12 protein-coding genes are annotated in these 14,190 nt (G+C 70.3%); 4 read left to right on the top strand and 8 right to left on the bottom strand.

Features of this window, described 5'->3' with window-relative positions; translation table 11 throughout:
* Positions 1–911, bottom strand: a 911-nt coding sequence (locus D7X12_RS30305; protein WP_147443849.1) for a hypothetical protein, incomplete at its 3' end; no start/stop codon positions are given.
* Positions 912–1,120: 209 nt separating this feature from the next.
* Positions 1,121–3,481 (bottom strand): AAA family ATPase, encoded by a 2,361-nt coding sequence (locus D7X12_RS30300; protein ID WP_158620150.1) that lies wholly within the window; start codon positions 3,479–3,481, stop codon positions 1,121–1,123.
* A gap of 172 nt (positions 3,482–3,653) precedes the next feature.
* On the opposite strand from D7X12_RS30300, the gene D7X12_RS30295 reads away from it, so the two are divergent.
* Both D7X12_RS30295 and D7X12_RS30290 read left to right on the top strand, forming a co-directional pair.
* Positions 3,654–4,154, top strand: coding sequence for a flavin reductase family protein (locus D7X12_RS30295; RefSeq protein ID WP_120628732.1), 501 nt, complete (start codon positions 3,654–3,656; stop codon positions 4,152–4,154).
* Positions 4,155–4,198: 44 nt separating this feature from the next.
* Entirely contained in the window at positions 4,199–4,804 is a 606-nt protein-coding gene (locus tag D7X12_RS30290; RefSeq protein WP_120628731.1) for a superoxide dismutase, read from the top strand.
* A gap of 75 nt (positions 4,805–4,879) precedes the next feature.
* Here the strand turns inward: D7X12_RS30290 and D7X12_RS30285 are convergent, their stop codons facing one another.
* The 3 genes from D7X12_RS30285 to D7X12_RS30275 form a co-directional block, all read right to left on the bottom strand.
* Positions 4,880–7,591, bottom strand: a complete 2,712-nt coding sequence (locus D7X12_RS30285) for a protein kinase domain-containing protein (protein ID WP_120628730.1) — start codon at positions 7,589–7,591, stop codon at positions 4,880–4,882.
* A gap of 30 nt (positions 7,592–7,621) precedes the next feature.
* A complete protein-coding gene (locus D7X12_RS30280) occupies positions 7,622–8,584 on the bottom strand; it encodes an SMP-30/gluconolactonase/LRE family protein (RefSeq protein WP_120628729.1) in 963 nt (320 codons plus the stop codon).
* A 92-nt stretch (positions 8,585–8,676) separates the two neighbouring features.
* Entirely contained in the window at positions 8,677–9,579 is a 903-nt protein-coding gene (locus tag D7X12_RS30275; RefSeq protein ID WP_158620149.1) for a sigma-70 family RNA polymerase sigma factor, read from the bottom strand.
* A 157-nt stretch (positions 9,580–9,736) separates the two neighbouring features.
* On the opposite strand from D7X12_RS30275, the gene D7X12_RS30270 reads away from it, so the two are divergent.
* Entirely contained in the window at positions 9,737–10,267 is a 531-nt protein-coding gene (locus tag D7X12_RS30270; protein WP_147443848.1) for a hypothetical protein, read from the top strand.
* A 100-nt stretch (positions 10,268–10,367) separates the two neighbouring features.
* Here the strand turns inward: D7X12_RS30270 and trxA are convergent, their stop codons facing one another.
* Complete coding sequence (gene trxA, locus D7X12_RS30265) at positions 10,368–10,709, bottom strand: thioredoxin (RefSeq protein WP_120628726.1); 342 nt, start codon at positions 10,707–10,709, stop codon at positions 10,368–10,370.
* 154 nt (positions 10,710–10,863) lie between these two features.
* Here trxA and D7X12_RS30260 point away from each other — a divergent pair, with 154 nt between their 5' ends.
* Positions 10,864–11,841: a JmjC domain-containing protein gene (locus tag D7X12_RS30260; RefSeq protein ID WP_120628725.1), complete on the top strand. Its 978-nt coding sequence runs from the start codon at positions 10,864–10,866 to the stop codon at positions 11,839–11,841.
* A gap of 30 nt (positions 11,842–11,871) precedes the next feature.
* Here the strand turns inward: D7X12_RS30260 and D7X12_RS30255 are convergent, their stop codons facing one another.
* Together D7X12_RS30255 and D7X12_RS30250 are read right to left on the bottom strand one after the other, a co-directional pair.
* Positions 11,872–13,500, bottom strand: coding sequence for a cyclic peptide export ABC transporter (locus tag D7X12_RS30255; RefSeq protein ID WP_120628724.1), 1,629 nt, complete (start codon positions 13,498–13,500; stop codon positions 11,872–11,874).
* A partial coding sequence (locus D7X12_RS30250) for a condensation domain-containing protein (RefSeq protein WP_244224869.1) occupies positions 13,497–14,190 on the bottom strand: 694 nt, incomplete at its 5' end. The genes D7X12_RS30255 and D7X12_RS30250, both read right to left, overlap by 4 nt.

The following is a 14,190-nucleotide window of genomic DNA, read 5'->3' as shown; positions in this document are numbered from 1 at the left end:
GGTGGGAGCGGAAGCGTGGTGGGGGTCGTGGCTTCTGCGGGGATGACACCGGTCGTGTCCGGTGGGGACTCAAGGCCCTGCTGGATGCCCTGGACACCTTGGGCGTGCGCGTCGGCCAGTTGCTTCGTGGCCTCCGCCGCGGCGAGGTCCGTGGGGGCTGTCCTGGGGGGCACGTCGGTGCGACCCACATCGACGGAGGCGTCGGTCTGGATTGGCGGCGGCCTCGCGACAGTGGCGGGTCCGCCGGGGCCTCCGGTGGCCGGGCGGATCGTGATGCGCACGTCACCCCGTCCCGACAGGGCGCTCACGGCCGTGTCGATCCGTGCGGCCTCGCCCATGCTGCCAGGTGCCGTTCCGGCGGGCGCGGGCCGTGGCTCCTCGGTGGCTTCTTCGCCCGCTGCACCTGGCGTATCGACGGTCGTGTCCAGGACGCCAGGCGGGGACGTGCTCCCACCCAGCCCGGTGCCAGTCGCGTCCACGACCCCGAGCGGCGACGTGCCTGCACCCAGCCCCGTGTCAGGTGTCGCCGTGCCGTCGGTCCGGGCGCGGTCCTCGGCCAGGCGCGCGGCGGTGTCCGCGATCTCCTCCGTGGATCCAGGAGGGAGCACGGCGGTCCGGGCCATTGCGCGCCGCCGGTCCGCTTCCTCCTGTCCCGCGATGGTGGTGGGCTGCGAGGCACCCTCGGCCTCCGCGAGCCCGGTGTGGGGCGTGGGAGCCAGCCCGGTGATGCCTGCCTCCGCTTCGACAGCGCCCGGCGTGGAGAGCAGCGCCACCTCGGGAGGGTGGAACGGGCACGGGTCGAAGAGGTGGGAGCGCGGCCCGCCCATCGTCCGCCACGCCGGGTCACTTACGCGGCGCTCCAGGTCGCGCGCCGTATCGCGCAGCACCTGTCCGGAGACACCGGGGCCCACGCCCTTCAGCGAGGCGAGGCGGGACGCCAGCTCACGCGCGGGATTGGAAGAGGCAGGCCCCCGCGGGACGACACCGGCATTGCGTGGGAGGCCAGACGAGGACGAGGGAGTCCGGCCGGAGCTCTTCCGGATCGCGTGCTGGGTCGAAGCCTTCGAGCCCTGTTCACGGATGCGCACGGTCCCCCCCCGCACCATCAGTGAAAAGGACGCTAGGTCATCTCCACATCCAGCACCAGGGAGGCCCGGATGGGATGTCCATGACTGCTCCAGAAGCGATGGAGCAGGTCGAAGTCGTAACTCTCCTGGACACGAGGGGTGACCTTCCGGCCATCCAGCTCATGCGGCAGGCCGCGCGTGAGCAGCCCGTGAAGCACCCCGAGCAGCTCGTGTTCCTCCTCGGCGCGGTTGGACCACGCGGAGACGATGAGCCCCAATCGCAGCGCGCCGCTCTGCGTGACGGCCAGCCGGTAGAGGGCGAGCGACACCGCGGGCCGCTTCCCCGCGAGCGCCTCCCGTGTGGGCGAGCCGTGCAGGATGTGGATCTCCTTGAGGAAGTGTTGGCGAAGCTGCGTGTCCAGTGCCTCCTGGAACACCTCGGCCACGCGGCGCAGGCGGGTGCCCGCGTCGCCCGGGCTCTCCGCCTCCGCGCGGCGTGACAGCCGGCCCAGCTCGTACAGCTCCAGCGCGACGGCGCGCTCCAGGTGTTCCTGGCACAACGGAGCCCCGGCCTGTTCGGCGAGGAAGATGCCCTTGAGGGCCGCGTTGCGGATGTCGCCGCCCGACAGTCGGTGACGCTGGGCCAGCCCCGCGAGGTCGAGCGTCCCCGTGCGAGGCACGCCGTCCGGAAGCATCAGCTCCCAGATGCGGCGGCGCTCGTCGACCTCGGGGAAGGGGAACTCGATGCGCGCGTGGAAGCGCCGCAGGAACGCTTCGTCGATGGCCGTCTGGAGGTTGGTGGCCAGGATGATCAGCCCGTCGTGGCGCTCGATGCGCTGGAGCAGGAAGCCGACCTCCAGGTTGGCGAAGCGATCATTCGCGTTGCTGACCTCGGTGCGCGCGGAGAAGAGTGAATCCGCTTCATCGAAGAACAGCACCGCTCCGGCCCGCTCACCGTGGGAGAGCACCTCGTCGATGTTCTTCTCCGTCTCGCCCACGTACTTGCTGACCAGCCGGGACAGGTCGATGACATAGAGCGGCCGGCCCACCGCATGCGCGATGACCTCCGCGGCCAGGGTCTTCCCCGTGCCAGAGCGTCCGGAGAACAGGGCCACCGGGCCGGTGTGGAGCCGGAACCGTTGCAGCAGGCCGCGCTCCTCGGCGACGCGGTCGCGCTGGGCCACGTAGAACAGCAGTCGCTCCAGCGCTTCGCGGGTGGTGTCACGGACCACGAGGTCCGCGAACGTCCGCGACGTCTCCAGCCGGTAGCCATGGCGCAGCGGCACCTGGACCCACCGCGCGGCGGCACCGCGAAGGGCATCGGCATCACCGCCGGGTGCCGCGTCGAAGACCCGGCGGAGCTCCTGCAACCCACCCCGGAAGCTGGACGCCAGCCGCCCCGCGTCCGCCTCCGCCAACGCAAGCCCCCGGGCCAGTGCCTCCTCCCGCCACAGCGCGCGTCGCTCGGTGAAGGCCAGCGCCGGAGCCTCGTGGTGGGCAACAGCGACGGGCTGCGCGGAGTCACACAGCACCAGGGCCCGCCCCCCGAACTGCTGACACAGGCGCGACAGGGTGCCGGTGACGGAGAGGGCGACGCCGCGTTCGCACCCGGCCAGGTCCACGGCCAGCAGCGCCCCCCGCACGGAGGCCATGCGCCACAGCGCCCGTGCCGCGAAAGCCTGCTCCAGGCCCCCGGCCCACCGGGCAACGACCAGGGGCACGCCCGCGTCGGCGGCGAATCCCAATGCCACGCCCAGCCGTTCCCCCTCGCCATGCACCACCGCGAACGAACCCGAAGCTCCGCGCTCCGGGAGTCGAAGGGGCTCCACGCCGTGCCACTCCAGGGACATGTCGCCCAACACGGAAGGGCGGGGCAACTCCAGCAGCGCGTCACGGACCTCCGGCGCCAGGTCCACGGGCCGCAGCATTGGAGGAAACGCCCCCAGGCCCGTCTGCAGCAGCCCTCCACCCACGAGCAGCCCGCTCTCGGTCAGCGACGCCAGCAGGCGCTGCAAGCGGGCAGGGGTGCGGCCCAGCACGGTGACGAGCAACCGCTCCACGTTCCATCCCTGCGCGGTGTCGTCCTGGAGCACGGCGAACAGGCGCGGGTAGCGGGGCTCCAGGTGCGCCGCGAGGAGCAACAGCAGCGCCTCTTCCTCCACGGCCTCCAGCCGCAGCGACGCCCGGAGGCGCGCGAAGGGAAGGGGAGGTGAGGTCCCCAGCAGCGGGGCCTCCGGAAGCGACGCGGTGAAGGCCAGCTCTGAAACCGGGGCGCGCACGGTGGTGCGAACGGCGTCCCAGCCGCCCTCCTCCTCGCCCCGGAGCTTCGAGGCGCGCGCTTCCTCCAGGTGACAGACCTGGACGAGCAACGTGTCCAGCCGCCCCAGCGTCTCCGCCCACGACGGTTCGGTCACGCGTGCCACCCCCGGGCGGATCATAGGAGGGGGCGTCCTCCCGCGAATACACCCCGCCCCGGAGGACTGTCCGCAAGGCGGAAGCCCCCGGGCGCTGCTACTGCGTTGGTATTCCGCCAATGGATTGGAGGAACTGCTGACCGGGTGGCGGTGTGGGTGGTAGAGACCGCCCATGACTCAGGGTGGTCCCGAAGGGGTGACGGCCCTCGACTTCCGGGAGGCGATGTCCCGGTGGGCGAGCGGTGTGGCGGTGGTCTCGGTGCGGGACGCGGAAGGGGTCGCGGCGACGACCGTCAGCTCCTTCAGCTCCCTCTCCCTGGATCCGCCCCTGGTGGTGGTGGCGCTCCAGCAGATCTCCCGGACGCTGAAGCGGGTGGAGGCCGCGGGCCGCTTCAGCGTGAGCGTGCTGTCCACCACCCAACGCGACATCTCCGTCCGGTGCGCGAAGGGCGAATCAGACGGCCTCGCGTTCAGCGAGGAGGCCTTCGTGCAGGACTGCCTGGCCTCGCTGTCCTGCACTCTGTTGGATGTGCACCGTTACGGCGATCACCTCTTGCTGGTGGGCCGCGTGGTCGGCATCCAACGGGGTGCGGACGGTGAGCCGCTGGTCTATTGGAACCGGGCGTATCGCGCGGTGACGGCGCACCCGGATCCAGCACCCGCGCGGAAGTAGCGAACGAAAACCGCAGTTCACAGCATCACGAAAGGACGAACCCCATGGCGTTCACGTTGCCCGAGCTTCCGTACAAGAAGGACGCGCTGGCCCCGCACATCAGCGCGGAGACGCTGGAGTACCACCACGGCAAGCACCACAACGCCTACGTGACGAACCTGAACAAGTTCATCGCGGGCAAGCCGGAGGAGAGCAAGTCGCTCATCGACATCATCCTCAGCAGCGAGGGCGGCGTGTTCAACAACGCGGCCCAGGTGTGGAACCACACCTTCTACTGGCACTGCATGGCGCCCAACGGCGGCGGCGAGCCCCGGGGCGAGCTGGCGGACGCCATCAAGCGCGACTTCGGCTCCTTCGAGAAGTTCAAGGAGGAGTTCTCCAACGCCGCCGCGACGCAGTTCGGCTCCGGCTGGGCGTGGCTGGTGGAGGAGAAGGGCAAGCTCTCCATCGCGAAGACGGGCAACGCGGACCTGCCGATGAAGCACGGCCAGAAGGCGCTGCTCACCATCGACGTCTGGGAGCACGCCTACTACATCGACTACCGGAACCTGCGTCCCAAGTACATCGAGACGTTCCTCACCAGTCTGGTGAACTGGGACTTCGTGACCCAGAACCTCAAGAGCGCGGAAGTCTTCAAGGGCGACCGCTGAGCTGAGCCGTCGAAGAGAACCGCGCGGCCCGGTCGGCACGGTCCGGTGTGGCGCGGTTCTCAGCAGGGCGGTTCGTCAGGGAGTCCCTGCACGGGCGAGGGAAGGATCCTCCCGCAGGTACAACCGTGAGAGCGCCGCGCTGTAGCTGTACGCATACGCGCTCCCATCCGCGGAGAGCGCGAGCGTCATGACGGAGACGAGGCCCGGCATGTTCCCGCGTGCTGGCACCGTCAGGTGCGGCGTGATCGCGCCGGTTCGCACGTCGACCCGGGAGATCTGCACGGGAAGCGAGACGCTGCGCAGGTAGAGGGTGTGGCCGTCCGCGTTCCAGCCGACCACCTGCAGGCCGGGGAACCGTCCGGGCACCTGACGGAGGTCCGCGCCAGTGGTGGAGATGAGCTGGAGGCTTCCGGTGGTGTCGACCGCCGCGAGGCTCGACCCATCGGGTGAGATGGCGGCGCTGAAGCCCGTGCCTTCCGGCGTGATGGGGCGAGGCGCTCCCGCCCCCGGCTCGAAGACCCAGTGTCGGGCAGGACGCCCGCCCTCGCTGGCCCGCAGGTGCAATCGCTTTCCATCCGGGAACCAGCGCGCGGACAGCAGCATGGTGACCGGCGCGAGTGACACCGGGCGGGGCTCCCCGGCGCCGGTGGACAGCAGGAAGAACTCCGTCCGGTCCCCATACCGCGCCGTCAGCACCTGCTTGCCATCCGGGGAGAGGGCCATCGGGAGGCCGTCTCCGAGCCGGATGGGCGGCGCGCCGTCGGTGGTCCGCAGGTACGCGCCATAGGTCGGCCCTTCTGTCTGCCCGCCCTCGGTGAAGAGCAACGTCCGTCCGTCGCGCGACAGGTCCATCATGAGCGTGGAGTCCGCCCAGGTGAGGTTGCGCTCCTCGCCATCGCGCCCGAACACGAGCCCGAACCGCGCGACCGGGTGATCCATCAGCACGGAGCCATTGACCGCGATGTCATGGAGCATCATCCGCCCGGCGATCCGATCCACGAGCCGTGTCTTCCCCTCCAGGTCGACCGCGTGCAGCGCGTAGTCCGAGTCGACGCGGGAGGCGGTGAACCACACCTCGTTGCCGTCGGGAGCCCACGCGAGACCCCGGATGCTCGACCAGTCCGCGGACAGCACGCGCGGAGGGCCGCTCTTCTCCAGCACCCACACGTCGCCGCGGTCGTCCTTCGGATGCGCATGGAACAGGAACGCGATCCGCGCTCCGTCGGGAGACACCCGCGCGTGGCTGATCCACCCCTGGGATTCGAAGCGCACCGTCCCGGGAGGCTGTTCCAGGCGGTAGCTCTCGCCCACCCGCCGCACCACCGCCAGGGGGCCCCCGCTGCGTCCCCAGTCGGCCTCCATCACGCCATCGAGCACGGCACGCGGTGCACCTCCCGCCAGCGGCATCAGCCCGAGCGTCCCGCTGCCGTGCTCGGGGTCGAAGAACCGGGGCTCCAGCAGCACCGCCAGCTCACCCCGGGGCGATGCGGCGAGCACATCCGCGGGCTGGCCCAGCGGCTGCGCCAGGGGCCGCTCGGTGCGTGCGCTGTAGAGCTCCGCGCGTCCGCCCTCCCACGCCGCGCCGTAGAACAGCGTGTGTCCATCCGCGGAGAAGCGGGCGGTGAGCACGTGGCCCTGGCGGAAGGTGACGGGACGGTAGGTCGGGCGCGTGGCCTCGCGTGAGGGGGCCGCGGCTTCCTGGGGAAAGGCGAACAGGAGCCCGACCCCGCCCAGCAGGAGGACCGCCGCGATGGCGAACAGGGCAGGGCGCGGGAACGAAGGGCGCCGCACGTTCGTGCGGTTGGCGATGCCCTCCAGGGCGAAGGCCAGGTCCTGCGCGGACTGGAACCTGTCGCCGGGGGACTTCGCCAGACAGCGCGCGAGGACCGTCCCCAGCTCGCCCGGCAGCGGCGGAGGGTCGTCACGGAGCGCGGCGCTCATCCGCTCCACCGGGCTGTCGCCGCCGAACGGAGCGCGGCCACTCACCGCCTCGTAGAGCACCGCGCCCAACGCGAACACATCCGCGCGCGAATCCACGGGCTGCCCACGCACCTGCTCGGGCGCCATGTAGCCCGCGGTGCCCACCACCGCGCCGCTCTGGGTCACCACGCCGTCCGAGAGGTGCTCGGTGAGCCGCGCGAGCCCGAAGTCGAGGATCCGTCCATTCCCGTTCGCACAGAGGAAGAGGTTCGCGGGCTTGAGGTCGCGGTGGATGACCCCGCGCGCGTGAGCGGCGGCCAGCCCGTGCGAGAACTGGATGCCCAGCCGCAACACCTGCTCCATCGGCAGCGGGCCGAGCAGCAGCCGTTCCCGCAGCGTGACGCCCTCCAGCCACTCGGTGATCAGATAGGGCACGCCCTCGTGGGTTCCCACGTCGAACACCGTGAGCAGGTGCGGGTGGGACAGGGCGCCCGCCGCGCGCGCCTCCTGACGGAAGCGGGCCAGACGCTCCGCATCCTGGACGAACCGCGCCGGAAGCGCCTTCAGCGCCACGTCCCGCCCGAGCCGTCCGTCGTGCGCCCGGTACACGTCGCCCATCGCGCCACTGGCGGCATGTCCGACCACGGTGTACGGGCCCACCTGCTCACCTTCGATGAACGGACGCGGTGGAGACGGCTCCGCGTCCGACAGTCGGCCCTCCGCGTGCCAGGCCCCGGTGACCACGGCGAGCAGCTCGCCGCAGGCCTCACACCCGGACAGGTGGGACTCGATGAGTTCCCGCTGTCCGGGGCGCAGCCGGCCCTCCACGAAGGTGAGCACGGTCTCCTCGGTGAGGCATCCTGACATGGTGGGCTGCGATGCTAGCCGTTGCCGCACTCAAGGCAGAAGGGGGGCCGCCGGCACCACCAGCCGGTGCACGCGAAACGGCAGGGCCGGGTCGCCCGGGGTGCCGAAGAGGTACTTCATCTGGGCCTCCAGGACCCAGGCCCCCTCATCGGTGAGCGCGGCGGTGGTCGGCTCCACGAACCCGTTGGCGATGACCTGCTTCGTCCCCGAGCCTCCGGAGTGCGTCACCACGGAGACCCGGCCGGGGGCGTTCTCCACCACCAGCAGCCGCTGCGCATCGAGCCACTCCAATCCGTCACCCGACTCGATGGCCGGCACCACCGGGATCGTCACCGGAGCCCCCGCGCTTCCATCCGCCTGGATGGCGATGGAGAACAGCGTCCCCGAGTCGTACTTCACGACGTAGAGCGTGCTCGCCCCGTCGTAGGTGATGCCATTGAGGGTGAAGCTTCCCTCGGCGATGGGAGCGAACGCGTCATCCGAAGCCCACGTCGTCAACGCGCTGCCCCCCACGGGCAGTCGGACAAGGGTGTGCGCGATCGCATCGCTCGCGTACACGTTGCCCGCTGAGTCCAAGGTGAGGTCGTTGCAGAAGCCGCTGGTGCCGGGCATGCGGTGGCTCGCCTTCAGCTCACCGGTGGCGAGCGCGTACGCGGTGAGGTACGCGGGCTGCGCGGGGAGCAGGTTGTCGTCATAGGTGCAGGCCCAGAGCGTGTCGCGCGCCTCGTCCACCGCGAGGCCGTAGACGGCGAAGGCGGCGCGCGGCGGCACGAAGACGTGAGCCCCCAGCTCGCCCTTTCGTGCGCGGGCGATGGCGCCCGTGCCCACGCTCCCGATGTAGAGCGTGCCGTCCGAGCTGGACGCGATGCCCTCCGGATAGAACTTCTCACCGGGCAACTGGACCTCCGTCTGGACGGAGTCCTCGGCAGGGGGCTCGCAGGCGGAGACGGCGGTGACGAGCGTGAGCAGGGGCAGCCAACGGGTGGGACGCATGGGGTTCTCCTCGGTGTGTGGCGTTGAGGGAGGTCCCGGAAGGGGCCTCCTGACGCACTGACACCGGCCGGAAAAACCTTTGCAGCGAAAGTTCAGCCGCCCGTCTTGAGCAGGCGCGTGAGGCTGAGATCGATCTGCCCCACCACCAGCGCGGCGATGCTGTTCACCGACGACGGCCCCACCCCCAGCCGCTTGCAGAGCTGCTGGGTGGTGGCTTCGGCCACCTGTTCACGGGCACGGCTGAGCCAGCGTGAAACAGTGGACAGGTGCACGCGGTAGAGCGCCGCGATGGCCTCCAGCGACAGCGCCTCCACGTGGTACAGGCGCAGCAGGGTGCGGTCCCGGTCGGTGAGCTGTCCCAGGGACGCGCGCACGGCCTCCGTGAAGGCCTCGCGGTAGTGCGAGCGCAGGTGTTGCAGCTCCGGGCCCAGGTCCTCCCCGAGCGCCGCTTCAACCGACTCCCGGGCCGCGGAGTCCGCCCGCGCCTCGGAGCGCTTGAGGTTGAGGGCGATCCGCAGCGCCGCCACGCGCACCCACCCGCCCAGCGCGCCGCTGCCCGTGAACTCCGAAATCTTCGGCTCGGAGCCCGCGGAGGCCGCGAACAGGCGCTCGCGCAGCAGCTGCCGCACCTCGTCAACGAATGCGGGCGAGCGGTCCACGCCGGAGACGAACGCGCCGACCTCGCGCAGATAGGTGTCCTCGAAGCGCTGGAGCGCGACGCGGTGATGCCGCAGGCACCCGAAGGCCAGGTACAGCTCGTCGATGGCGGAGGTGGCTCCCAGCACCTCCGGAACGGAAGCACCGGGAGGCAGACGCTCCGCGACGAAGGCCACGAACGCCTCGGGTTCGAGCGCGATGCCGGGCCAGCGCGAGCGCGCGTGCTCAACGGACGCAGTGAGCAGGGACTCGAGTTGCTCCAACCCTGGAGCCGGGACGTGCTCCTCATCCAGGGCGGCGATGAACGCGGAGGCCAGCGGGGTGCTCGGGGCGGTCACGGGCCAAACGCTACCACCGTCCCTGGCGGAGGCCGTCGCCCCCGGTATTGGCACCCAGGGGCTTCGCCTTGCTCCGGGATTCAGTCATCGTAGGGACATGGATTTAGAGTACGCCCGCATCCCGAGGCCGCCTGGTAGTCGTGGGGGGCCTCGCGTGGTGGCCAGAGGCACCCTGTGGAAGACCAGCACCCCCCGCTTCCTGATGAGGCTGACGGCCATCAGCCTTCCGACGACCGCCGCCATCTCGGGAGCATTCACGGCGTGGATGTCCTGGCCGGACTTCAGCTTCATGGTCTTCTGGGTCTCGCTGGTGTCGGTGGGCTTCATCGTCGGGCTGATCACCCTGCTGTCGCTGATCGTCCGGGTCGATGCGCCCGGCTCCACCTGGCTCAAGCTCCCGTTGCAGCACATCGAGGTCCTCGAGAACGGGGCCACGCTGAGCGATGCGAGCGGCGTGCTCCTGGGGGTCCAGTCCGCCGGCACGCTCCAGGTGGTGCGCACCAACCTGCGGCATGGGAAGGGGGGGCTGGCCGGAGCCGTGGCGCTCGAACACGCGGGCGGTACGACCTGGGTCGTGCCGTATCAGCTGCTCGGGGCGTGGTCGGGAATCCGGGGCGTGCATCACACCGCGGAAGCGCACCGCATCGAGGATCCGCTGTTCGACGCGCTGTTGACGCTCGCGGATTAGCGCCCCCGCGCATCAGGACCCGAAGAGAGGTCCGAGCCGCGAGGGCACCGGCCTCCATCGCCCATGAGCACAGGGGGCGATGGAGCCTGGGGCTCCGGGATCAGGCCTGCCCGGAGAGGGTCTTGGTGATGACGCCTTCGAGGCGCGTCTTCGGGACCGCGCCGACGATCTGCTCCACCACCTTGCCGCCCTTGAACATCAGCAGGGTCGGAAGCGAGCGGATGCCGAACTCCTGGGACGTGTCCTGGTTGGCATCCACATCGAGCTTGGCGACCTTCACCTGGCCCTTGTAGCGAGACGCCAGCTCCGCGAGCGCGGGAGCAATGGCCCGGCAAGGCGCACACCAAGCGGCCGTGAAATCCACCAGCACCGGAACGTCTGACTCCAAGACCTCCTTCTTGAAGGTGGAATCCCCGATATCCAGCACATCCGTGCCTGCCATGTTCTCTCCTGGTGCTTGCGCGCCCCGTGGCGCATGCGCGGGGGCGACTTGATCCTGCTCCGGAACCTAAGGGCCTCGCGTCGAAAAAGCACGGACTTGGAAGGGTTGACACAGAGTGTGGGCCCGCCGACGCTTCTCCGAAAGGGAGGCTTTCGTGGAAAAAGCGGGGCTGACGGCGGAGTTCTGGGACGTGTTCGCTCGGGACTACTGGAAGAAGCAATCCGGGGTCTTCAAGGGCGTGCTGCCGAAGGACCTCCTGTCGGGCATGGACGTGCTGGAGACCTTTGGGGGCTATGTCGCGCACGCCTTCGCGGAGGGTCCCAAGGCCCCGCCCGCCAGGCGCCGCGGAGGCCACGTCCGCCTCTTCGTCGAGGGTCGCCAGATTGGCCCCACGGAGCAGCTCAAGTTCCTGCCCCGGGGCGACGGCCTGTCGGGCTACATCCGGGAGCTCAACGCCACCTTCGACGGGGCCCGCGTCGGCATCATCCTCAACGACATCGAGCTCTACAACGACCGGCTGGGCGTCCTCCTGCGGGAGCTGCTCGCGCCGCTCATCTCCCGGGTGGGCATCCCCGCGAAGAACGTCGAGTCCACCATCTTCGCCGGTGACTACGACGTGACGCCGTTCGGCATCCACAAGGATGACTCCGCCGACGTGCTCACCCTGGTCCTCGAAGGGCGCAAGCAGATGCTCGTGTGGCCGGAGGCGTACTTCGATGAACACCCCGAGCGCCTCCAGCAGCTCCAGGCCGGCAACGAGGCCATCCCCCTGTTCCAGGAGGACGCCACCGTCCTCGTGGCCGAGCCCGGTGACGTCATGTACTGGCCCGGCTCCGCCTACCATGTCGCCACCAGCACCGGCGGCGTCGTCGCCACCTGCGCCATCGGCTTCTGGCACAAGGCCAACCTCTCCGAGATGATCAGCGAGCTGGTGAAGGACGTGCTCTCCTCGAAGCTGGGCGGCGGGAACACCGTCGTCCAGAACTGGCAGCCCGGCCACGTGCCCTCCGAGCTCGAGGCCTCCACCCACGCCCTGCGCGAGCTGCTCAACGGCGGCGAGTTCCAGGCGGCGCTCTCCAAGGCCTGGACCGAGCGCGCCGACCGGCTCGGGTTCATGGCCTACAAGGAGTAGGCCCCCGCCGCGCTCGTGGCGGCCCGTCCGTCACGAGCCGTGCTGGCGCACGGCCTGCTTCTCCTCCGGGAGCAGCTGGCCGTACTCCAGCCGCAGCAGCCGGTCCGCCACGTGGAAGTAGCGGTCATCGTGCGTGATGACCAGCACGGCCTTCCCCCGACGCTTCAGGTCCGGCAGCAGCTGCTCGTAGAAGAGCGCCTTGAAGATGGGGTCCTGGTCCGCCGCCCACTCGTCGAAGAGGTAGAAGGGCCGGTCCTCCAGGTAGGCCGTCAGCAGCGCCAGCCGCTTGCGCTGCCCCTGCGAGAGGCTCGTGGTGGAGAGCGCGCCCGCCTCGATGCGGACCTTGTGGGTCAATTGCAGACGCTCCAGGTAGCGCTGGGCCTGCTCCGTCAAATCCTCACGCTCCAGGCCCAGCATCCGGTCAAAGAGGCAGAAGTCCACGAAGACGCTGGAGAAGAGCTGCCGGTAGCGCTCCCAGTCCCGCTCGTCAGAGAGCGGCTTGCCGTCCAGGACGACCGCTCCGGATTCAGGCGCGTAGAGGCCGATGAGGAGCTTGGCCAGCGTGGTCTTCCCGCTGCCGTTGCCGCCCACCAGGAACACCAGCTCACCCGGGCGGATCGTCAGGTCGATGGGGCCCAGCAGGAAGCGGCCGTCCTCATGGTCCCGGCGGTACGCGTGGGTGATGCCTCGCAGCTCCAGGCGCTCGAAGGCGCGGGGTGACTCCAGGGGGCCCTGGAGCTCCGGCGGCTCCTGCCCCAGGCCGAGCGCGTCGAGCTTCGACAGCGCGACCGTGGCCTGGCCCACGCCGTGGAAGCTGTTGAGCACCGAGTCCAGCGGCTGCTGCATGTAGAGGATGGTGAGGCTGAAGCCCGTCAGCGTCGCCGCGTCCACACCGCCGAACGTGGGCATCACGAACAGCAGGAGCCCGATGATGGCGAAGAACAGCAGCATGCCCCAGCTGGAGTTGGCCGCGTCGATGGCGCCGCTCAGCGCGTCCACCTTCCGCAACGCGGCGGAGGTGCCCACCAGGTCCTCGCGCAGGAAGGCCAGGCGGCGCTCGCGGTGCATCTTCAACTCCTTCGTGCCTTCCGACAGCGTGTCGAAGTGCTTGAGGAGCCGGTCGTACAGTTCGCGCGCCGTCCGCATCAGCCCCAGGGAGCGCCGCGCGGGCAGCAGGTAGGTCCCGATTCCCACCGCCATGAAGCCCAGGGTCGCGAGCAGGAGGGGTCTGGACAGCCAGGCCATGTAGCCCAGGCACCCGAGCAGGATGGCCAGGTGGATGATGAGCTGCGGCAACAGCATCAGGCCGGCGCCGACGAAGGAGATGTCCCCGGTGAGCGCGGCCAGGAGCCGGTGGCTGCCCAGCTCCTCCAGCCGCCGCAAGGGCGTGGCGAGCATCCGCCGGCCCAGCTCCGTGCGCATCTGGAAGACGAGCCCGTGGTGCATCCCGTTGAGCACCGCGTGCGAGGCGAAGCGCGACAGCAGCGCGACCCCGCACAGCGCGGCGAAGTACCACCCCATGCCCTGGGCCTTGCCCACCAGCGCCGCGCCCGTCAACGCGAGCAGGCCCGCGCTGCTCGCGCCCGAGGCCAGCCCGGTCACCACGGCCAGCACCAGCGCCAGCCTCGAACTCCTCAGCAACATCCGCAGCAGGTTCAAGCGACACCCCGACCCGTCGACGTCCCGGCGAGACCCCTCAGCGAGTCCCACCGCACTTCCGGCTCCGCCACCACCCGCTCCAGCAGCTCCACGAAGGCCCTTCCCAGCGCCTCCATGCGCTCCCGGCGGAACAGCGCGGCACGATACTCGAAGCTTCCACTGAACCCGTCCGGGCCCTGGACCAGGGACAGGGACACGTCACTCACGGTCATCTCCAACTCCAGCGGGATGGGGCCCAGGGTGAGCCCCGGCAGCCCCGGCGTGCCCTCGCCGACCTGCGCGAAGGAGAACCCCGCGGGCAGCGCGGGAGGGGCCTTGGAATCGCGGGCGCCCAGCAGTCGCATCAGTTCGACGTGGGGCAGCCCCTGGTGCTCGAACGCCTCCAGGTAGCCGGCGCGCACCCGTCGCAGCACTTCGCGGAAGTCGGGGTTGCCCGAAAGCGGGGTGCGCACCACGAGCAGGTTGGCGAACATCCCAGGCATCCGCTCCAGCTCCGGCCGGACGCGGTGGGCGTGGGCGAAGGCCACCAGGGCCTCGTCGCGGCCGGAGGCCCGCGCCAGCAGCACCTGGAAGGCCGCCAGCAGGAGGATGAAGGGCGTGACGCCCTCGCGGCGGCCCAGGGCGATGAGCTGGCCGGAGACGTCCGCCGACAGCGTGAAGGGTTCGCTCCCCGCGGCGTGTTCCCCGTGC

The organism is Corallococcus sicarius, from assembly GCF_003611735.1.
Classification (GTDB): domain Bacteria; phylum Myxococcota; class Myxococcia; order Myxococcales; family Myxococcaceae; genus Corallococcus; species Corallococcus sicarius.
The sequence above is the reverse complement of the archived record's forward strand: the minus strand, read 5'-3'. Positions and strand labels throughout refer to the sequence as shown.